The sequence below is a fragment of the Flavobacterium humi genome (genome assembly GCF_004745595.1).
Lineage (GTDB): Bacteria > Bacteroidota > Bacteroidia > Flavobacteriales > Flavobacteriaceae > Flavobacterium > Flavobacterium humi.
Window position 1 is genome coordinate 201,160 of the sequence record NZ_SRLH01000004.1, and the last position, 19,631, is coordinate 220,790.

Genomic DNA, 19,631 nt, shown 5'->3' on the forward strand with positions numbered 1-19,631 from the left:
AGTTTAGATTTCTTCTTGGTGGTTTACAAATTGGGAATCGTAAAGCCTTCTGTAATAGCCGTTTTCTTTTTGCAGTAATTGGCTGTGGGTGCCTTCTTCCACGACCATTCCCTTGTCGAGTACAATGATTTTATCGGCATTGATTACAGTGGCCAATCGGTGGGCGATAACAATTGAAGTCCTGTTTTTGGTAATTGTATCGGTTGCTTTTTGGATCAATTCTTCCAAATGGGCGTCAATCGAGGAAGTGGCTTCGTCCAAAATCAGAATACTCGGGCGGCTCACATAAGCACGCAAAAAGGCAATGAGCTGGCGCTGGCCTGAAGAAAGCATATTACCTCGTTCCTTAACATTGTATTCGTATCCTTCGGGCAGGCTCATGATGAATTGATGCGCTCCGATTTCTTTGGCGGCGACCATCACTTCTTCCTTGGAAATATGTGGGTTGTGGAGCGTAATATTGTTGTAAATGGTGTCCGCAAAAAGAAAAACGTCTTGCAGGACCACCGCAATTTGTGTCCGTAAACTATCCAGGGAATAATTCCGGATGTCATTGCCATCAATAGAAATGGTACCGGATTTTATTTCGTAAAAACGGTTCAGCAAATTGATGATTGTTGATTTTCCGGCACCTGTCGCTCCTACGATAGCAACCATTTCCCCTTCGTTGGCGGTAAGGTCAATGCCTTTCAGGACGTCTTCATCGGGTTTGTAACCGAAAACTACCTTGTCAAAAGAAATTTTTCCCTTAAAATTAGGCGCTTTCTGTGTTCCCGTATCCTGAATATGGCTTTGCGTATCTAATATTTCAAAAACACGGTTGGCAGCAATCATCCCCATTTGCATCTCATTGAATTTATCGGCAATTTGACGAAGCGGCGTAAAGAAAATAGCGATGTACATATTAAAAGCCAGCAAATCACCAAATTCCGTTACAGGGTCACCGGTTAGCAGAAGATTTGCCCCGAAATAAACGATAAAGCTTAAGGTCAATGAAGAAATAATATCGGCAATCGGGAAAAAAATGGAGTTATACCAAACGTTTTTTATCCAGGCTTTGCGGTGCTTGTCGTTGATTTCCTTGAATTTTTCAAGCTCGATGTCTTCCCGTATGAAAAGCTGTACGATCTTCATCCCGGTTACCCTTTCCTGCACAAAAGTATTCATATTGGCAATCTGGTTCCGGACTTCTTCAAAAGCAACCTGCATTTTCCTTTGGAAAACCCTTGTCACATAAATCAGGATCGGCATGGAAACCATAACGGTAAAGGATAATTTCCAATTGATGAAAAACATAAAAATCAGGATGACCAGCATTTTAAGGATGTCACTGATAATCATGAACAAACCCTGGCTGAATATCCTGGCAATAGATTCAATATCGGAAACCGAACGGGTCACTAATTTGCCCACAGGCTCATGGTCGAAATAACTCATCCTGAAACTCGTCATATGCTTGAAGAGCTTGATGCGGATGTCTTTGATGATGTCCTGGCCGAGCCAGTTTGTCCCGTATGTAAAGTAAAATTGGGCCAATACTTCCAAAACCAAAGTGATACCCATTAGTGAAACCATCAAAATGAATCCGTTGAAGTTTTTTTGGATGACATAGCCATCGATGATTTCCTTGAGCAGGTAAGGGCGAAGCGCTGCAAACAATGATAATAAAACAGCCCATAGGATTACGCTGTAATACCTCCTTTTATAAGGTTTGGTGTATTCTAAAATCCGTTTAAAAAGTTGAGTGTCAAATGCTTTCATGCGTGCTTAGGTACGGGTAAGTGATTTGGGTGAGATACAAGCCGTGTGCCGGTACCGAAAATCCGGCTTTTTCACGGCTCCGGCTTTCAATGATTTGGATAAAATCAGGAATTGTAATTTTGTGTAAACCTATGTTGATCAGCGTCCCGACAATAGCCCTAACCATGTTGCGTAAAAAACGGTCTGCGGAGATGGTAAAAACAAGTTCGTCTCCTTTGACGGTCCAAAATGCTTTCGTGATCTTGCAATTATAAGTGTTTACATCGGTATTGGATTTGGAAAAACATTTGAAATCAGTATACTCCAGTAATAGTTTTGCTGCTTCGTTCATCGCTTCCACATCCAATTTCTGGCCAAATTGCCACGCTAATTCCTGGTGGAACACGTTTTTATAAGTCGAGATATGATAATGGTACGTCCTGGAAACAGCATCAAAACGCGCATGCGCTTCTTCATGGACCGCAATGATATCGTACACTACGATATCTTTCGGCAAAAAGGAATTGGCTTTATGGATAAATACGGGGACATCTATGGTTTTTCCGGAATCAAAATGGCCGAACATTTGTTTTGCATGTACTCCCGCATCGGTCCTTCCGGCACCCATAATGTCGATTTCTTCCTGCAAAAGCGTCGAAAGGACTTTGTTTAGGGTTTCCTGGACGGAAGAGGCGTTAGGTTGGTACTGCCAGCCATGGTAATGGGTTCCGTTGTATGCAAATTCGATAAAATACCTCAAAATTAAATTTGATTTTTTTACAAAGATAAAATAAAACTGCCGGCTATCCGATATAAAAAAAACAGAGAACCGAAAGTTCCCTGTTTTCCTATTTTAAGTGGTATGTTATCCTCTTCTGTGCCCGTGGCCGTGACCGTTTCCATGTCCATGGCCTCCTTGGTGCCCGTGTCCATGATCGTGATCGTCATCATGCCTTGGCGATACAGCATAATAAGTGCTTCTTCTGTGTGGCCCGGGATTGTAGTATTCCTGACGGTAGTTTCTGTAATTCGGACGGAAATATTTCACTTTGTGATGTCTGTGGTAAGCATAAGGCGTATACCCGTGGTAATCAATGGCTACTTTATATCCGTGGTTCAAATCATAATCATGGCAATAATTTGGCAAATATGCCGAACGAACCCATCCTCTTGGACCTAAATAAATGAATACTGCAGTGTTAACGTCATAATAGGCTTCAATTTCCGGAAGGTAAAAATATTCTACATCATCTTCATAATGGCCGCACCATTCAGGACGCGAACCGATATTTACGTTTACGGAAACTTGTGCGTTTGACTGTACTGCAAAAAACAATATGAATGCTCCGATAATTAATTTTAAATTTTTCATAATCTTAGGTTTTAGTTAAGGGTATTAATCGTAATAACGATTTTATTTGAATTATAGTATCCAATAACTATGCCAAAGTGAATGTAAGAGAAATTTAAAAAGTAAAATGAGAAAGGTAATGATAGACTTTTTCGGTAGGCAACCCTACGACGTTCGTATACGAACCCTCAATCTTTGAAATGCCTGTGAGGCCTACCCATTCCTGGATCCCGTAACTTCCGGCCTTGTCAAAAGGCTTGTAATTATCGAGGTAATAGGCAATGGCCTGGTCCGATAAATGATTGAAGGTTACCTTGGTAATTTCATTGATGGTTTCTGTTTTGTTTTTGGTTTTGAAACACACCGAAGTAATTACTTCATGCGTCTGGTCCGACAGCAGGCGAAGCATCTGGAAAGCATCCTGGTAGTCTTTCGGCTTGCCCAAAGCTTTTCCGCCCAACCACACCAAAGTATCACTGGTAATCAGCAGTTCGTTGTCGAGCAGTTCTCCGTCAAAGGCACTGGCTTTTAATTCCGCCAGATAATCAGTAATGGCTACAGATTGTAATGTTTCGGGGAAAACCTCCTCGATTTCTTTTAACCGGATTTCAAAATCAAGATCCAGATCTTTCAGGAACTGCTGCCTTCTGGGAGAACCCGAAGCCAGGATGATTTTTGCGTTTTCGAACTTTTTATGCAGCATAATATTTGATGTTTAATCCGATAACCCCAATGGCTATGATCCCAAAAAAGATCACGAGTTTTAACACCCGGCTCAAATGATGGAATTCCTCTTTGCTTTTCGCCGACCAGATTTTAATCGTAAAATAAAGAAGCGGGCCAATTACAAACCCAAGAAGGTAGAACATGGCGTATTGCAATTGGAACAAATAGTTGTAAATATAATATAGGATGCAAAGGACCGGGATAAAACTCAGCCCGAAAACCAGTTTTGAAGTCCTGGAAACACCAAAAGCGATCGGTAATGTCTGGATCCCGCTGTTATAATCGCCGTTTACATCTTCAATGTCTTTTACAATTTCCCGTATAAAATTAATGATGAAGGCGATGGTGGCAAAATCGAATAAGATCGAAAAAGCGGCACTCATCCGCACTTGGTTCCCGGGATGTGTGGCCGGGAAAATTTCGAACAACCCTACAATAAGGATGCTGAACGAAAGCAAAAGGGCAACAATAATGTTCTTTATGATAATGATCTGCTTGAAATTGGTAGCGTAAATATAAAGCATGGCAGCTACAAGGATAAAAGCGGTCACAAACCCCGGCTTGTTGATCGCGTTAGAGAGGTAAAACCCGATTCCGACGCCTGTAACAGTACACAGGAAATATAAATTATAAGCCAAAGATTCAGGGATTGCCTTTCCGATGACTACATCTTGGGGTTTGTTTTCCAGATCTGTGCCCTGGTCAATAATGTTGTTGATGATGTAGCCTCCGGCCGCAATACTCACGGTAGCGAGCACAAGCAGGAGAAACTGCCAGTCTTCCAGGAACAATTCTATATATTGAAGGTTTAAAAAGCCATATAAAACAATCAGTTGCATCAAAGCGATCATTATCAGGTTTTTGTAGCGGATCAGGTTAAGGTATTTCATCTTTTTAGGGTAATTCGCAAAAGCGGTTTCTTTATTTTTTGAAGCTAAAATGGTTTAATCGAATTTGCCGTTATAATACAAATGCCATTTTTCCTGTACTTTCATAACTTGCTCTATCACATCGCGGACAGCACCTTTTCCTCCGTTTTTATGCGAAATATAATTAGAGATCGCCTTAATTTCAGGGCTGGCGTCCTGCGGGCAAGTAGGCAATCCGACTAATTTCATTACATGAAAGTCAGGAATGTCGTCACCCATATACAATACCTGCTCCGGCCGGATGTTGTACAATTCGATGTATTCCTTAAATGTATCCACTTTGTTCGGCGTGGCCAAATGGATATCGGTAATGCCCAGGTTCCTCAAGCGGATGCGGACACCTTCATTGCTTCCGCCGGAAATAATGCACACATGGTAACCGCTCTCAATAGCTGCTTTCATGGCAAATCCGTCACGGATGTTCATCTCGCGAAGCATTTCTCCTGTTTGGGACACATGGACGGTACCATCCGTTAAAACACCATCCACATCAAAAATAAAAGTGGTGATGTCATTCATGATTTCTTTATAGCTTTTTGCCATTATCGATAATTGATTTTGTGATTATTTTATATATTTCTTTCTGGTCTGGATCCGATAAAAAGGATAAATGCGCATTTATCGTTTGCGAATCGTTCCTGGCGGCAGGTCCGGTCTGCGCTTCTTTTGGTGTAAGCGAACCGATTTTGGCCGCCGTTTCCAGGATTAAAGGTTGCAGTATTTCGAACGGGATGCCGTTTTCGCTGCAAATGGTGTGGCCGATATGATACAGGTGATTGACAAAATTATTGACAAAAACGGCTGCTACATGCAAGGCTTTCCTTTGCCCGGAATCAATCCGGAATACGTTGTCCGAAATGGACCGCGCTACGGTTTCCAACAGTTGGTAATCTGCTTCGTTTTCGGTTTCAAGGCAAATCGGGATGCGTTTGAAGTCTACTTCTTTTCCCTTGGAGAATGTCTGCAGCGGATAGCATACGCCCCTGCGGTTTTTGGCATCCAAATCAGTAAGGGCAATAGTCCCCGAAGTATGGACAACCAGCCTGTTATGGAAATCCAGGCTTTGGGATACGGTTGCAGCGGCATTATCTGAAACAGAGATGATATAAAGGTCCGCTTCTGTTATTTCAGGATAAGAACCGACAATTTTCTCCGGGCTTATAAGTGCTGAAACGGTTTTTGGGTTTCGGGCGAAGACCTGGATAACGTCAACCGTATCGCTTTTGGCGAATGCCGAAATTAGATGATTGGCCACATTTCCCGAGCCGATTATAACAACTGAAACCATTCGGCTAAAATAGTAAATTTTCCAGAAGCGGAAATGAATTAAAAATTATGAGTCGAGAGTTATGCATTATGAGTTACGGATTGTAAGTAACAGGCAATTGCGGGGTAATGCGAATGTTAATGCGAGGCCAGTAAAAATGGGGGAAATGATAATTAATTGGTCAGTTTACAATAAATTAATTTTTTTATTGAAGTAAAATTATATATTTGCGACAACCAATTACTATAAAAATAATTAACATGAAAAAATTATTCACAGCGGCGCTTTTATTGTTGAGCGTATTGTCTTTTGGACAGATTAAAGTATTAGAAACCACACCTTTAGAGCGATTAGGAAGAGTAGGTATTAATGATGTTTATGTACAAAAAGAAGGGAGTCAGTATACTTTTTTCTATAAAAACGTTGAAGATCAGGAAGATACTTCAATCAAGAATTTTTCTTTCAAGAATGTAGAAAACGATTACGAAAACTTTTTCAAAATCATCATCAACGGTTTCAACGCTTCTCCTATGTACGATATCAAATTAGAGTTGCCTAACGATTATGTTTGGTTGCACTATTCTAAAACAGGAGCAAAAGCGGGAGTTCAGTTCATGACAACTAACAAAGTGACTTCTTCTACAGGGATTTCAGGATTCCTGACAATGGAAGACATTAAAAAATTATTCGAAAGAAGCTAGTCTTCAGTATTATAAAATAGAAAAAGCGAAACGTCATGTTTCGCTTTTTTTTTGCCAGGAGGTTTCCTGTTTTATTTTTGCTGGTAATCGTAATTGACCATCCAGTGGATACCGAATTTGTCTGTAAACATCCCGAAGTAAGCGCCCCAAAAAGTTTTATCCAAAGGCATCTTGATTGTTCCTCCGGCAGAAAGAGCGTTGAAAAGCCTCGTAGCCTCTTCTTCGGTGTCCGTGTTTATGGAAAGCGATATATTGTTCCCCATTACGGTAGCCTGCCCGAAAGATTCCGAACTGTCGCTCCCCATTAAGATCGTTTCTTTGCTTATCGGCAGGGAAACGTGCATGATTTTTTCTCCTTCTTCCGGTGGGCAGTGCCCTGTTTCGGTTTCAGGCATGTCCTTGTATCTGCCTATATATGGGAATTCTCCCCCAAAAACAGATTTGTAAAATAGAAACGCTTCTTCGCAGTTTCCGTTAAAAGTAAGGTAAGCATTTACTGTAGCCATAATTTAGTTTGTTTTCTCAAATTTAGTAAATTTTCCGTTTGCTATCGATTTCCTTAATTAATTCTTAAAACCGGGCCTGAATTTATAAAGTAAACAATTTTAAATTACTTTTGTACGACCAAAAAAACGAAATTCCCACACCATGGATAAAAAAATATTCTCATTCCTGTTTTCGACACGTTTAATGGCTTTTCTGTTTATTGCTTTTGCAGCTGCGATGGCTGCGGGGACTTTTATTGAAGACGCCTACAATACAGACACAGCACGTATAATTGTATACAATTCCTGGTGGTTTGAAGCGATTATGGTATTTTTTATGATTAATTTCCTAGGGAATATCAAGCGTTATCAGCTTTACAAAAAAGAAAAATGGGCCACTTTGACACTTCACCTGGCCTTCATTTTAATCCTATTGGGTGCGTTTGTAACCCGTTATATCAGTTATGAGGGAATGATGCCTATCCGTGAAGGAGCTTCCGAGAACCAGGTTTTTTCGGATAAAACCTTCCTGACTGTTTTGGTCGATGGCCAGTACAAGGGAGAATTAAAACGCAAAACCATTGAAAAACCCTTATTGCTTTCCCCGGCGGTAAACAATGATTTTACGATTTCCGATAATTTTGACGAAATACCGTTTGAAGTGGCTTACCAGGATTTTATCATGGGCGCTACCGAAACCATCAAAAAGGATGACAAAGGCATTTTGTACCTTAAACTGGTAGAAGCCGGAGGAGGGACAAGGCATGAACATTACCTGAAAGAAGGCGAAATACAAAGCATTCACAATGTTCTTTTTACCCTGAATAAATTTACCGCAGGTGCCATCAATATTACGGTAAAGAACGATGTTTACACCATACAGACGCCATTTGACGGGAATTTCATGCGAATGGCAGACAAGCTTCAGGGAAAAGTAAATAAAGACAAATCGGAACCGCTGATGATGCGTTCGCTGTATAATTTGGGAGGGACGCAGTTCGTTTTCCCGGAATTGGCCATGAAAGGAAGCAAATCATTTGTATCCAATAACGATTATAAAGACAAAAAAACCGATGACGCGCTAATTGTGAAGATTTCCAGCCAAGGAAAAGAGAAAACCATTACGCTGATCGGTTCGAAAGGGAAAATGGGAGAGCCTTACCTTTTCAAGCAAGGTGACTTGGAATATACCGTTTTTTACGGAAGTAAAGTATACGAACTACCGTTCAGAATTAAGCTTAATAAATTTATCGCTTCCAAATATCCCGGTACGGAAAAAAGCTATTCTGCCTTTGAAAGCCAGGTAACCGTTGAAGATACCAAACCTTTCGATGCCAGGATATTCATGAATAATGTATTGGATTACCAAGGCTATAGATTTTTTCAATCTGGGTTTGACGATGATGAAAAAGGGACAAAACTTTCTGTAAACCACGACTTTTACGGGACCTGGATTACCTATATCGGGTATTTCCTATTGTATTTTGGAATGTTGGCGATTTTGTTTACCAAGCATTCCCGTTTTGCCGATTTAAAGAAAAAACTAGATAAGGTGAGACTGAAAAAATCAAAAATGATCAGTATTTTAGTGTTATTGTTCTCTGTGGCAGGGTTTTCACAAAACCATACACAAGACCATGCAAGGAACAAACCAACTGAAAAACAGGTAGATTCACTATTGACAAAATACCTGGTAAGTGAAGAGCACGCTGCAAAATTCGGGCGTTTGGTTATCCAGGACGAAGGTGGCCGTATGAAGCCTATCAATACTTTTGCTTCCGAATTGCTACGGAAGGTAAGCAAAAGCGATACTTACAAAGAGATGAATCCGGACCAGGCTTTCATATCGATGACGCAATTCCCGCAGGTTTGGTATGAAGTACCTTTGATTTACTTAAAATCCGGCAATGACAGTATCAGGAAGCTGATCGGGATTGCATCCGATGTAAAGAGGGCGTCTCTAATCGACTTTTTCGATGAAAGAGGAAATTATAAATTATCCAAACAATTGGACGAAGCATACAAGGAAGCGGTGCCAAACCAATTCCAAAAGGATTTTATTGAAGCAGACAAAAGAGTGAACTTATTGTATTCTGCCCTGAGTGGGCAAATATTGAAAGTTTTCCCAAAACCGTATGATAAAAACAACAAATGGGTTTCCTACCTGGAAGTGAACCATCCTACGAATACCGCTTTGGATACCATCAAAAATATCCTCCCTTTTTACTTGAATTCCCTGGATAAGGCTGCCGTTACCAAAGATTACAAACTGGCTAACAGCTTGCTTATCGGCTTGGAAAAATACCAAAGAAAGTACGGTTCCAAGGTAATGCCATCACAGGAAAAAATTGATTCCGAGATTTTATACAACAAATACGATGTTTTCAAAAAACTCTTTTCATGGTATATGTATGCCGGGGTTTTGATGTTCGTATTTGTAATTATCAATATTTTCAGTAAGAGGAAATGGGTGGCATACACGGTAAAAGCATTTCATGTCATCATTGGGTTGCTGTTTATTCTGCACACTCTTGGACTGATTGCCAGAGGGTATATTTCCGGGCACGCTCCTTGGAGTAATGCTTACGAATCAATGATTTATGTAGGTTGGTCGATTATGCTTTTCGGATTGGTTTTCGGAAGGAAGTCCCAACTGACTGTAGCCTCGACAGCTTTTGTGGCCTCCATGATTTTGATGATCGCCCACTGGAACTGGCTGGATCCGGCTATTGCCAACTTGCAGCCTGTACTGGATTCTTATTGGTTGATGATCCACGTTGCCGTTATTGTTGCCAGTTACGGTCCTTTTGCTTTGGCAGCCATTTTAGGATTGGTGGCCATGTTCCTGATGCTTTTTACCACAAAAACCAATAAAACGGTCATGGACCTGAACATCAAGGAAATTACTTACATTAACGAAATGGCGTTAACCGTAGGCTTGGTCATGCTGACTATAGGAAATTTCCTCGGAGGTCAATGGGCCAACGAAAGCTGGGGTAGGTATTGGGGCTGGGACCCTAAAGAAACCTGGGCATTCATCAGTATTATGGTCTATGCTTTTGTCATCCATATGCGATTTGTACCGGCTTTAAGAGGGAAGTTTACTTACAACTTTATGAGCGTATTGGCATTTGCTTCGATTTTGATGACCTATTTTGGAGTCAATTTCCACCTGAGCGGGCTACATTCTTACGCTACGGGAGAAAGGCAAAATGTTAAAATATACATTATAGTGCTAATTATTTTTGTTATATTTTCAATAATTGTTTACATTCGGCGCAGACAAATCGATAAAACTTGATGATTATGAGAAAAATTTTACTTATTGTGTTAATGGGGGTTGTTACATTAAGCTGTAAAAACCAAGAGGACAACATTAAAAACCGATCTTCCCATATGGCTGATATCCAAGAGAATATGGAAGGGGAGACTATTTATCAATTTAAGGTCACTGACATTGATGGAAAGGAATTTGATTTTGCTTCCTTAAAAGGAAAAAAAGTAATGATAGTCAATACGGCTTCAAAATGTGGTCTGACTCCGCAATACGAGCAGTTACAAGCTTTGTATGATGAGTTTAAGGCAGACAATTTTGTTGTGGTTGGTTTTCCTTCAAACAGCTTTGAGGACCAGGAGCCTGGGACCAATGCGGAAATTGCTACTTTCTGCAAAAAAAATTACGGAGTATCGTTCCCAATGATGGGGAAAGTTTCTGTTAAAGGTGCCGATATGGATCCTTTGTACCAATTCCTGACACAGAAATCCAAAAACGGTCTTGAAGATAACACGGTAAAATGGAATTTTCAAAAATACTTAATCAATGAAAACGGGCACCTGGACAAGATTATTGCTCCTCAGGTTGTTCCTATTGATGAAACCATCATGGATTGGATTAAATAAGAAATCGTAAAGTAGTAAAAAGGGATGACAATTGTTGTCCCTTTTTTTATGTTTAAAAAACAGGAACAGCATGGGATTATGGTTGTTTTTGATTAATTTTATGGAAATAAAAAAATCATGGCATCACAATCAATACACCAATTTAAGGTAAAGGACATTAGCGGCAAAGAATTCGATTTTGCCCAATTCAAAGGCAAAAAACTAATGGTGGTCAACACGGCGTCGGAATGCGGATTGACCCCGCAATATGAGCAACTGGAAGAGTTGTACAATGAATTTAAAGAAGATAATTTCGCAATTGTCGGTTTTCCGGCGAATAACTTCGGAGCGCAGGAACCAGGATCCAATGCGGAAATTGCTTCCTTCTGTACCAGGAATTACGGAGTGACTTTCCCGATGATGGAAAAAATTTCTGTTAAAGGAGATGACATGCATGCGGTATATCGGTTCCTGACCCAAAAATCTGACAATGGTTTTGCAGACAGTGAAGTGGAATGGAATTTCCAAAAATACCTATTGGATGAAGAAGGGCACCTGGCCAAAATAATCCCGCCTGCAACCATACCTATCGACGAATCGGTAACCACTTGGATTAAATAAAGGGAAACCCGGAAAAATAAATGCACTTACTGATATAGTGCATTTATTTTTTGCCATAAAACATCGTCAAAATCCGAAAGGGCAAGGTTAGCGGCATCTGCGGCGTCTCCCATCCTGATGACAACCATTTTCTTACTCGGTACAACATAAATTTTCTGGTCGTTTTTGCCAAGCGCCATAAACATATCGTTCGGGCCGGATGGAATAATACTTCCGTTAAACTGCAGCTGGCTTTGCGGCAAATGGTAACTTGATTTCCCGTTCAGCCACCACAAATAACCGTATGACTGATTGATGGCTTGGGAAGTATTGGTCGCTTCGGTAAAGTAATTTTCATTCAGGATTGTGGTATTTTGCCATTTCCCTTTGTTGAGCATCAGCAGGCCAAAACGTGCCATGCTCCGGGTATCGCTCCAATACACGCTCAAATCCCCATTTGGGACCCATAATCCGTTCATCCCGATCTTATCCCTCAATTTCGCATTGAAATAAGCCGTATAACTTTGGCCGCTGGCCACTGCAACCACATCCTGCAGTTTGACATACACATTATGATAGGCCCACCGTGTCCCGGCATCAGCAGTATATTGAAGGTTTGCTGCAGAAACATCATCTCCCAAAGCATCATTGAGCCCGGAATTCATCGAAAGTAAATTCTTGCAGGTAATGAGGTTCTCTTTTGCCAAAGGCGCACTGGTCCAGCCGGTATTGAGGTATGCCGAAACCTTATCGTTGATATTCAGGAGCCCTTCCTGTTGTGCAATCCCGGTCATGGTAGAAGTAAGTGTTTTCCCGGCGCTTGCCCAATACCAGTTCGAGGCTGCGGAATGCCCGTTGAAATAGGCTTCCATGACAATCCTGCCATTGATGAGTATCATAAACGATTTGGAATGTTTTAAGGCGAGATAATCTAAAAGCGGCTGTTGTGCAGCAGGATTCCAGTGTAAGGACTGGAAGTCTTTGGTTTCCCAGGTATTGCTCCCAATAGGTGGGAAATACATGGTTTCCGGGGTTATTTCGGCAGGAACCTGTTCGTTCGGGCTGCAATTGGTAAACAAGGCCAGTCCCATGAGTGTCAGTAAGATTGATTTCATATGGTAAAGTTATGTCTATTTAGATGCAATTATTTAAAAAAGGTTTAATGGATTATCCTTATTTTTACAACATGAAAAAAAGTATACTTCTATTTCTTTTAACGGTTGTATTGGCCAGCTGTTCGCAAAAGGCAGATCCGTCGAAGCTGCCTCTTATAAATGGGTATTGGCAAATTAGTAAAGTCACGGACGAAGACGGGAACAAAAAGGAATACCCTATAAATGAAGTGTATGACTATTTTGACATTAAAAACAACAGCGGGTTCCATAAAAAAGTGCAATGGCAGCCGGATGGTACTTTCCTGGTCAACGATTTGCAGGAAGAAGTGAAAGTGATGGTTACAGCCGATGAAATCAGGCTTGATTTTTCGTCAACCTATGGCAAACACAGCGAAAACCTGACGTCCTTGTCAGCAGATGAAATGGTATTGGTTTCCAAAGACCAACTTCGGTTTGTATATAAAAAAGTAGACGTAAAACCTAAATAATGGCAAAACGGATCAATAACGAAAGTGCGATTGGCGATATTCTCAACGAAATTATCAAAGCCAATAAGCTGGAAACCGGATTAAACCAGGTTTCCGTTTCCGATGCGTGGAAAAACCTGATGGGGAACGGCGTGAATAATTACACTAAAAATGTGCTTCTCAAAAACCATACGCTTTATGTCGAATTGACTTCGGCGGTTTTGCGCGAAGAATTAAGCTACGGCAAAGACAAAATCATCAAAATGATCAACGAGGAACTCGGTAAGGAAATCGTAAAAGATGTCGTTTTAAGGTAAACCTGCCGGTTTTTAGCTGTATTTTTCCATTAAAGATTGCACCACTTTATCGGTAGCTTCATTGCGTAGTTTCCGCTCCAGTTTTTTGGGAGGTACGGCCCGTTCGGCACAATCGGCGATAGCGCAGGATTCACAAGTAACGCCTACTCTTCGCTTTTTGATGTCAGGGCTGTTCAGGAATTGTATTTTACTTTGAGAATGCGGTGAAATCATAATCCCTAAAGCAATACTCCTGTAATAGCCACTCCGGAAAGGGTCTTTGGTAGCGGAAGAAATTACAAAATACTCATTGTCTGTATGGTTGTAGCTGGAAATTTGCGAATCAAACAGATGGCTTTCCTTTGAAAAAGGAATTTCCTGCAATGTTTTTATCGAAATCCAACGCCGGCAATAATGCTCGTTGTTTTCATTCCCGTGCGGCTCCAGCAAATTGGTAATGTGCAATTCTTTGGTCAGCTGGAAATCGTTCCGTTCCGGTTTGTAGTTGAAACGAAGGAAGAAAATATTCTTCAAATTGAAATCTTTCGGCAGGATATTGGTCAGGCGCTGGTAAAATGTTTCCGGCGAGTCCGTGAATCTGGCAATCAATGCTGTGAAATTGGCCGCTTCAAATGATTTTCGCTCGAAAATAACCTTCAATTCCTTGACCAGTTCCTTTCTGGGAATCAATAGCGCCCCAGCGAAATAAGAAGCGAAGAAATTGTTTAAGACCTGGTCAAAACTCTCAAATTTGATCCATGAAAAAGTATAAAGCCTCTCGCTGATTTCCAGATAGTTATAAGCAATTTCCTTGGCGTAGATAAACATTCTTTGCGAAATATCGGCGTCTTTTGAAACAAGAAGCGTCTTCGATTTCGGAACAAAAACAGAACGCAGGTAAATGAGCTCCTTATGTGTGGTAAGTTCTTCATTATTAATAGTATAGCCGTATTCTTCGGTTAAGATTTCTTCCAGGTCTTCCAGCTTTAATTTTTTGGTCAGGTCGATCGAATAGGCCTTGGCGAATTTTTCCACCTGAAGCTCCAAATCTTCAAAATAGTTATTGTGTGCTTCCTGATAGGATCGCAAAGCAGCCAGGAAAAAGCTCTCGCGGGTTAAATTGTAATGTTTGGCGATTTCAAATAAAGTACTGATAAAAGCATTGACCTTAAGCGGGGCTTCCGCAATAATATCGATCAGGTTGCTTTCTTTTATACCGAAAATTTCCAGCGGGATTTCCTTTAAAATCCTGGATTGGAGGATTTCACCTATCGGAGCCAGGTTTTTGTCCAGTTTGAGCGAAACCATTTGGTCATACGTAACATCCATAGCTTCGGCGAGAATGATGATCTTGTCGCGTTTTGGGTATTTTTTCCCTTTTTCGATTTCGTTCAGGTACGATTTTGACAATCCGGTTATTTTGGCCAGCCCAAACAGGGAAAGGTTTTTATCTGTTCGGATCTGTTTTAGTTTTAAACCAAAAATCAATCGGATGTATTCTTCTTCTATCATAAGCTATTTCTTTCTCGTTCCAGTAAAGGATGGATTTCTTAGAGTAAAGCAAATATACTACAAAATTCCAAATACGTTCGTTTTAAATATTTTTATTAATTTTAGCGAACGTTCGCTTGTTTTGTGTTTTTATTTTTTTTAATATTGTCACATCAAAAACAAACCTCATGGAAACAATAGAAAAAAATGTACTTCACATCCAGGATAAGACTGGCATTGAAAAAATTATCACGCCCGAAGCATTGGCATTTCTTCAGGAACTGCATGTGAATTTTAATCCTCGGAGAATCAAACTACTTCAGGAAAGAAAAGAATTGCAGGCGGAATTCGACAAAGGGAAAAGACCTGAGTTCCTTACAGAAACCGAAGGAATCCGGAATTCAGACTGGACAGCTACTCCCATTCCCGAGCCCCTTACTGACCGGAGGGTTGAAATTACCGGGCCGGTAGACCGAAAGATGGTTATCAATGCTTTAAATTCCGGGGCAAAAACATTTATGGCCGATTTTGAAGATAGTTGCGCTCCTTCTTGGCATAATTTAATTGAAGGCCAGCAAAACCTCAAAGATGCCGTAAACAAAACTATTTCTTTGGAACAAAACGGTAAAAAATACGCTTTGAATGATACGGTGGCGACGCTTTTGGTAAGACCCAGAGGTTTGCACCTGGAAGAGAAAAATATTCGTTTTGACGGCGACTGCTTTTCGGCTTCATTGGTAGATTTCGGCTTGTTTTTTTACCACAATATTACAGCTTTGCGTAACCAGGGCAAAAGCACGTATTATTACCTTCCGAAGCTGGAACATTACCTCGAAGCCAGGTGGTGGAATGATGTTTTTGAATTTACACAGCGTTATTTCAGCCTTCCTTCCGGGACTATTAAAGCCACCGTCCTGATTGAAACCATAACGGCGGCTTTTCAGCTGGATGAGATTATCTTCGAACTTAAAAACCATATTACAGGCTTGAATTGCGGTCGTTGGGATTATATTTTCTCCTATATCAAAAAATTAAAAAACCACCCGGGCTTTATAGTTCCGGACAGGGACCAGGTCACCATGACGAGTCCTTTTATGAGCGCCTATTCGCTCCGGGTAATCCAGGTTTGCCATAAAAGGAACATTTTGGCCATTGGCGGAATGGCGGCACAAATCCCAATCAAAAATGACGATTTGGCTAACGAGGCTGCTTTGGAGAAAGTAAAAGCCGACAAAGAGCGCGAAGTGAAAAACGGCCACGACGGAACCTGGGTCGCACATCCTGGTTTGGTACCGTTGGCCCTGAAAATTTTCAATGAAAACATGCCCACTCAAAACCAGGTGCATATAAAACGGCATGAACTTACCATCACCGAACAACAATTGCTGGAACTTCCTGTGGGGAAAATTACAGAAAATGGCATCAGGAAAAACCTCAATGTTGGGATTTTGTATTTGGAATCCTGGCTGATGGGAGTAGGGGCGGCAGCTTTGTATAACCTGATGGAAGATGCTGCAACGGCTGAAATTTCAAGGGTACAATTATGGCTCTGGCTGCACAAAGGTGTCGTATTGGAAGACGGAAAACAATGCACGAAAGCATTTTATCAGTTGCTGATTGAAGAAGAACTTGTAAAAATCAAGGAATATCTTGGAGAAACCAGGTTTGAATCCGGCAAATTCGATTTAGCGGTGGAATTGTTCTCCAATATGGTTTTCGATGGCAAACTGGATGAATTCCTAACAATTGAAGCGTATAAATACCTATAAAAAAACTGCTGAATGCGGCAACACTCAACAGTTTAAATCAATAATTAATTACATAACTATCAAATTCAACACAAATTTATGAAAACGGAAGAAAGAATTCAAGAATTAATCACGGATTGGACAACTAATCCAAGATGGAAAGGAATTGAAAGGCCGTACACTGCAGAAAAAGTAGTGACTTTACAAGGTTCGTATCAGATTGAGCATTCTATCGCCAGAAGAGGAGCCGAAATTTTATGGGGAAAACTCCATACCCAGGATTGGGTTGCCGGCTTGGGAGCGCTAACGGGAAACCAGGCAATCCAGGAAGTTGAAGCCGGATTGGAAGCCATCTATTTGAGCGGTTGGCAAGTGGCCGCCGATGCTAATGTTTCCGGGGAAATGTATCCGGATCAATCGCTCTATCCGGTCAATAGTGTCCCGCAAGTGGTCAAAAGGATCAATAATGCGTTGCTTCGTGCCGATCAGATCCAGAATGTAAATAAAATTGAAAATAAAAAGGATTACCTGGTCCCTATTGTAGCGGATGCTGAAGCCGGTTTTGGCGGAAACCTGAATGCCTTCGAACTGATGAAAAGCATGATTGAAGCCGGTGCGGCCGGTGTCCATTTTGAAGATCAGTTGTCTTCGGCAAAAAAATGCGGCCATTTAGGAGGCAAAGTACTGGTTCCTACGCAGGAAGCCATCAACAAATTAATAGCTGCCCGCCTGGCTGCCGATGTGATGGGCGTTCCAACCCTGATTGTGGCAAGGACAGATGCAGATGCTGCTAATTTGATTACAAGCGATATAGATCCGCGCGACCACAAATTCATAACTGGAGAAAGAACATCCGAAGGATTTTTTTATGTCAATTGCGGCATTGCACAAGGCATAGACCGAGGGCTGTCTTACGCTCCATATGCCGATTTGATCTGGATGGAAACATCTACCCCGGACCTAAATCAGGCCCGCGAATTTGCCGAAGCAATCCACAGGCAGTATCCCGGAAAATTATTGGCTTACAATTGCTCTCCTTCGTTTAACTGGGCGGCAAAGTTATCGGTTGCGGAAATGGAAACCTTCCGTGAGGAATTAGCAGCCATGGGATATAAATTCCAGTTTATAACTTTGGCAGGCTTCCATGCCTTAAACACTTCCATGTTCGAATTGGCATTGGCATACAAGCGCAAAGGAATGGCTGGTTATTCCGAATTACAGGAGAAAGAATTCCTGCTCCAGGCCGAAGGTTTTAAGGCAATTAAGCATCAGGCATTTGTGGGGACCACTTATTTTGATGAAGTACAGAGCACGGTTACAGCAGGATTGGCCTCTACCGTAGCTATGAAGGATTCTACAGAGGCGGCACAATTTTAAAATCCCCGGATTTTAGTTTGTTTTTTGCGAAAAAACCCCATTTGCCAAAAGCGAATGGGGTTTTGTATAATAAGTTTCAACCTGTAAATGTGCAGGGCGAAAAAAATAGAGTATTAGAATTGCTCTCTTCCTGCGAAATGGAAAGCACCTTCAATAGCAGCGTTCTCATCACTGTCAGAACCGTGAACAGCATTTTCTCCAATTGATTTTGCATATTTCTTACGGATAGTTCCTTCTGCAGCTTCTGCTGGGTTAGTAGCACCGATCAAAGTCCTGAAGTCTTCAATTGCATTTTCTTTTTCCAAGATAGCAGCAACAATTGGTCCTCTTGACATGAATTCTACTAATTCTCCGTAAAATGGTCTTGCAGCATGCACTTCGTAAAATTTCTGAGCATCAGCTACAGTCAATTGCGTCAATTTCATGGATACGATTCTGAAACCAGCCTCAGTAATCATGTTTAGTATTCCACCGATGTGTCCGTTTTCAACACCATCAGGCTTAATCATTGTAAATGTTCTATTCGTTGCCATTTTAATTTTTTTAAATTTGGCTGCAAAAATAAGCTTTTTTATTACATTTCAAGACTACTTTGGAATATTTTTATCGAATGGTCCTGGCCAGCCTGAATCCGTAAAATTCATTTGTTTTCTCCGGCAAAGTGCTGATTCTGTTTGCAGTCCTTAAATAATTTTCCTGACTGTCCCAGGATCCGCCCCGGACCGATTTCTTTTCCCCGCGAAGCGGGCCTTTAGGGTTGTTCCCGTCTTCGATTTTATAGTATTCCTTGTTGTACCAATCCCAGCACCATTCCCAAACATTTCCATTCATATCGTAAATGCCAAGTTCGTTAGGTAGTTTTGTCCCTACCGAATGCGGGCTTTTGTTACTGTTTTTGATAAACCAGGCCAATTCTTCCGAATCATTGGAACCGGCAAAAACATACCCTTTGGATTTAGTTCCTCCTTTGGCCGCAAACTCCCATTCTGCCTCGGTAGGAAGCCTGTATCCGGAAGCATTGAAATCACAGGCGTAATTGGGTCCGTTCACACTGTAAGCCGGTTTCAAACCATCCTGTTTGCTAAGCCAGTTGCAATAATTAACGGCCTCGAACCAGGTAACATTCGTAATAGGATAGTTGTCATGCCAGCCCCAAACCGGCGTTGCAGGTAATTTTCTTTTTGTTTTTTTGCAGTATTCTTTCCATTCCCAGACACTTACCTCGAGTTTGTTTATCTCAAAGCTATTGACCTTTACTTCGTGTTGTTTCTGTTCGTCTGTTTCGGCATTCCTATTGTCATCTTTTGAACCCATTTGGTACGTGCCACCTTCTACTTTAACCATTTCAAGGATGGGTCCATCGGTTGTAAACGATAATGTGCACAGCATGAAAAGGGCTGCTCCTGTTAAAAAGTATTTTTTTGTCATTTAATAATTGTTGTTTATTTGTTAATTTTTC

At 41.1% G+C, this 19,631-nt stretch carries 20 protein-coding genes; 8 read left to right on the forward strand and 12 right to left on the reverse strand.

What is annotated here, in order from left to right; genetic code table 11:
• Window positions 1-3: 3 nt before the first annotated feature.
• The 7 genes from E4635_RS08535 to E4635_RS08565 all read right to left on the reverse strand — a co-directional run bounded on the left by E4635_RS08535 (window position 4) and on the right by E4635_RS08565 (window position 6,034).
• A complete protein-coding gene (locus E4635_RS08535; protein WP_135526215.1) occupies window positions 4-1,761 on the reverse strand; it encodes an ABC transporter ATP-binding protein in 1,758 nt (585 codons plus the stop codon).
• Window positions 1,748-2,500: a tRNA pseudouridine(38-40) synthase TruA gene (truA, locus tag E4635_RS08540; protein WP_135526216.1), complete on the reverse strand. Its 753-nt coding sequence runs from the start codon at window positions 2,498-2,500 to the stop codon at window positions 1,748-1,750. Before truA ends, E4635_RS08535 begins: the two co-directional genes overlap by 14 nt.
• A 105-nt stretch (window positions 2,501-2,605) precedes the next feature.
• Window positions 2,606-3,112 carry a hypothetical protein gene (locus E4635_RS08545; RefSeq protein ID WP_135526217.1) on the reverse strand — a complete coding sequence of 169 codons (507 nt, stop codon included), beginning with the start codon at window positions 3,110-3,112 and terminating at the stop codon, window positions 2,606-2,608.
• A 94-nt stretch (window positions 3,113-3,206) separates the two neighbouring features.
• Window positions 3,207-3,794, reverse strand: coding sequence for a Maf-like protein (locus tag E4635_RS08550; RefSeq protein ID WP_135526218.1), 588 nt, complete (start codon window positions 3,792-3,794; stop codon window positions 3,207-3,209).
• Window positions 3,784-4,707, reverse strand: a complete 924-nt coding sequence (locus E4635_RS08555) for a geranylgeranylglycerol-phosphate geranylgeranyltransferase (RefSeq protein ID WP_135526219.1) — start codon at window positions 4,705-4,707, stop codon at window positions 3,784-3,786. The genes E4635_RS08550 and E4635_RS08555 overlap by 11 nt, the downstream gene beginning before the upstream one ends.
• 54 nt (window positions 4,708-4,761) lie before the next feature.
• Complete coding sequence (locus E4635_RS08560; protein ID WP_135526220.1) at window positions 4,762-5,289, reverse strand: KdsC family phosphatase; 528 nt, start codon at window positions 5,287-5,289, stop codon at window positions 4,762-4,764.
• A complete protein-coding gene (locus tag E4635_RS08565) occupies window positions 5,273-6,034 on the reverse strand; it encodes a Rossmann-like and DUF2520 domain-containing protein (protein WP_135526221.1) in 762 nt (253 codons plus the stop codon). The genes E4635_RS08560 and E4635_RS08565 overlap by 17 nt, the downstream gene beginning before the upstream one ends.
• 239 nt (window positions 6,035-6,273) lie before the next feature.
• Between E4635_RS08565 and E4635_RS08570 the strand changes: the two genes are divergently transcribed.
• Window positions 6,274-6,714, forward strand: coding sequence for a hypothetical protein (locus tag E4635_RS08570; RefSeq protein WP_135526222.1), 441 nt, complete (start codon window positions 6,274-6,276; stop codon window positions 6,712-6,714).
• A 71-nt stretch (window positions 6,715-6,785) separates the two neighbouring features.
• Here the strand turns inward: E4635_RS08570 and E4635_RS08575 are convergent, their stop codons facing one another.
• A complete protein-coding gene (locus E4635_RS08575) occupies window positions 6,786-7,220 on the reverse strand; it encodes a VOC family protein (RefSeq protein ID WP_135526223.1) in 435 nt (144 codons plus the stop codon).
• 142 nt (window positions 7,221-7,362) lie between these two features.
• Between E4635_RS08575 and ccsA the strand changes: the two genes are divergently transcribed.
• The 3 genes from ccsA to E4635_RS08590 all read left to right on the forward strand — a co-directional run bounded on the left by ccsA (window position 7,363) and on the right by E4635_RS08590 (window position 11,699).
• Window positions 7,363-10,500: a cytochrome c biogenesis protein gene (gene ccsA, locus E4635_RS08580; protein ID WP_135526224.1), complete on the forward strand. Its 3,138-nt coding sequence runs from the start codon at window positions 7,363-7,365 to the stop codon at window positions 10,498-10,500.
• A gap of 5 nt (window positions 10,501-10,505) precedes the next feature.
• Window positions 10,506-11,099, forward strand: coding sequence for a glutathione peroxidase (locus E4635_RS08585; RefSeq protein WP_135526225.1), 594 nt, complete (start codon window positions 10,506-10,508; stop codon window positions 11,097-11,099).
• Window positions 11,100-11,213: 114 nt separating this feature from the next.
• Window positions 11,214-11,699, forward strand: a complete 486-nt coding sequence (locus E4635_RS08590; RefSeq protein ID WP_246020743.1) for a glutathione peroxidase — start codon at window positions 11,214-11,216, stop codon at window positions 11,697-11,699.
• Window positions 11,700-11,725: 26 nt separating this feature from the next.
• On the opposite strand, the gene E4635_RS08595 is transcribed toward E4635_RS08590, so the two are convergent.
• Window positions 11,726-12,793, reverse strand: coding sequence for a serine hydrolase domain-containing protein (locus tag E4635_RS08595; protein WP_135526227.1), 1,068 nt, complete (start codon window positions 12,791-12,793; stop codon window positions 11,726-11,728).
• A 71-nt stretch (window positions 12,794-12,864) separates the two neighbouring features.
• Here E4635_RS08595 and E4635_RS08600 point away from each other — a divergent pair, with 71 nt between their 5' ends.
• Together E4635_RS08600 and E4635_RS08605 are read left to right on the forward strand one after the other, a co-directional pair.
• Window positions 12,865-13,281, forward strand: a complete 417-nt coding sequence (locus E4635_RS08600) for a lipocalin family protein (RefSeq protein WP_135526228.1) — start codon at window positions 12,865-12,867, stop codon at window positions 13,279-13,281.
• Window positions 13,281-13,577 carry a DUF721 domain-containing protein gene (locus E4635_RS08605; protein ID WP_135526229.1) on the forward strand — a complete coding sequence of 99 codons (297 nt, stop codon included), beginning with the start codon at window positions 13,281-13,283 and terminating at the stop codon, window positions 13,575-13,577. The genes E4635_RS08600 and E4635_RS08605 overlap by 1 nt, the downstream gene beginning before the upstream one ends.
• Window positions 13,578-13,589: 12 nt before the next feature.
• Here the strand turns inward: E4635_RS08605 and E4635_RS08610 are convergent, their stop codons facing one another.
• A complete protein-coding gene (locus E4635_RS08610) occupies window positions 13,590-15,068 on the reverse strand; it encodes a helix-turn-helix domain-containing protein (protein ID WP_135526230.1) in 1,479 nt (492 codons plus the stop codon).
• 167 nt (window positions 15,069-15,235) lie between these two features.
• Here E4635_RS08610 and aceB point away from each other — a divergent pair, with 167 nt between their 5' ends.
• Together aceB and aceA are read left to right on the forward strand one after the other, a co-directional pair.
• Complete coding sequence (aceB, locus tag E4635_RS08615; protein WP_135526231.1) at window positions 15,236-16,816, forward strand: malate synthase A; 1,581 nt, start codon at window positions 15,236-15,238, stop codon at window positions 16,814-16,816.
• Between the two features lie 78 nt (window positions 16,817-16,894).
• Window positions 16,895-18,172 carry an isocitrate lyase gene (gene aceA, locus E4635_RS08620; protein ID WP_135526232.1) on the forward strand — a complete coding sequence of 426 codons (1,278 nt, stop codon included), beginning with the start codon at window positions 16,895-16,897 and terminating at the stop codon, window positions 18,170-18,172.
• A gap of 113 nt (window positions 18,173-18,285) precedes the next feature.
• Here aceA and E4635_RS08625 read toward each other — a convergent pair whose 3' ends face one another.
• Together E4635_RS08625 and E4635_RS08630 are read right to left on the reverse strand one after the other, a co-directional pair.
• Window positions 18,286-18,705 carry a nucleoside-diphosphate kinase gene (locus tag E4635_RS08625; protein ID WP_135526233.1) on the reverse strand — a complete coding sequence of 140 codons (420 nt, stop codon included), beginning with the start codon at window positions 18,703-18,705 and terminating at the stop codon, window positions 18,286-18,288.
• A 70-nt stretch (window positions 18,706-18,775) separates the two neighbouring features.
• On the reverse strand, window positions 18,776-19,600 hold the full coding sequence (locus E4635_RS08630) for a formylglycine-generating enzyme family protein (RefSeq protein WP_135526234.1): 825 nt from the start codon (window positions 19,598-19,600) through the stop codon (window positions 18,776-18,778).
• Between the last annotated feature and the right edge of the window lie 31 nt (window positions 19,601-19,631).

Coding starts and splice junctions, on each gene's coding strand:
- E4635_RS08535 (WP_135526215.1), bottom strand. CDS start 1,761: ATGAAAGCATTTGACACTCAACTTTTTAAACGGATTTTAGAATACACC.
- E4635_RS08545 (WP_135526217.1), bottom strand. CDS start 3,112: ATGAAAAATTTAAAATTAATTATCGGAGCATTCATATTGTTTTTTGCA.
- E4635_RS08550 (WP_135526218.1), bottom strand. CDS start 3,794: ATGCTGCATAAAAAGTTCGAAAACGCAAAAATCATCCTGGCTTCGGGT.
- E4635_RS08555 (WP_135526219.1), bottom strand. CDS start 4,707: ATGAAATACCTTAACCTGATCCGCTACAAAAACCTGATAATGATCGCT.
- E4635_RS08560 (WP_135526220.1), bottom strand. CDS start 5,289: ATGGCAAAAAGCTATAAAGAAATCATGAATGACATCACCACTTTTATT.
- E4635_RS08565 (WP_135526221.1), bottom strand. CDS start 6,034: ATGGTTTCAGTTGTTATAATCGGCTCGGGAAATGTGGCCAATCATCTA.
- E4635_RS08570 (WP_135526222.1), top strand. CDS start 6,274: ATGAAAAAATTATTCACAGCGGCGCTTTTATTGTTGAGCGTATTGTCT.
- E4635_RS08575 (WP_135526223.1), bottom strand. CDS start 7,220: ATGGCTACAGTAAATGCTTACCTTACTTTTAACGGAAACTGCGAAGAA.
- ccsA (WP_135526224.1), top strand. CDS start 7,363: ATGGATAAAAAAATATTCTCATTCCTGTTTTCGACACGTTTAATGGCT.
- E4635_RS08585 (WP_135526225.1), top strand. CDS start 10,506: ATGAGAAAAATTTTACTTATTGTGTTAATGGGGGTTGTTACATTAAGC.
- E4635_RS08595 (WP_135526227.1), bottom strand. CDS start 12,793: ATGAAATCAATCTTACTGACACTCATGGGACTGGCCTTGTTTACCAAT.
- E4635_RS08600 (WP_135526228.1), top strand. CDS start 12,865: ATGAAAAAAAGTATACTTCTATTTCTTTTAACGGTTGTATTGGCCAGC.
- E4635_RS08605 (WP_135526229.1), top strand. CDS start 13,281: ATGGCAAAACGGATCAATAACGAAAGTGCGATTGGCGATATTCTCAAC.
- E4635_RS08610 (WP_135526230.1), bottom strand. CDS start 15,068: ATGATAGAAGAAGAATACATCCGATTGATTTTTGGTTTAAAACTAAAA.
- aceB (WP_135526231.1), top strand. CDS start 15,236: ATGGAAACAATAGAAAAAAATGTACTTCACATCCAGGATAAGACTGGC.
- aceA (WP_135526232.1), top strand. CDS start 16,895: ATGAAAACGGAAGAAAGAATTCAAGAATTAATCACGGATTGGACAACT.
- E4635_RS08625 (WP_135526233.1), bottom strand. CDS start 18,705: ATGGCAACGAATAGAACATTTACAATGATTAAGCCTGATGGTGTTGAA.
- E4635_RS08630 (WP_135526234.1), bottom strand. CDS start 19,600: ATGACAAAAAAATACTTTTTAACAGGAGCAGCCCTTTTCATGCTGTGC.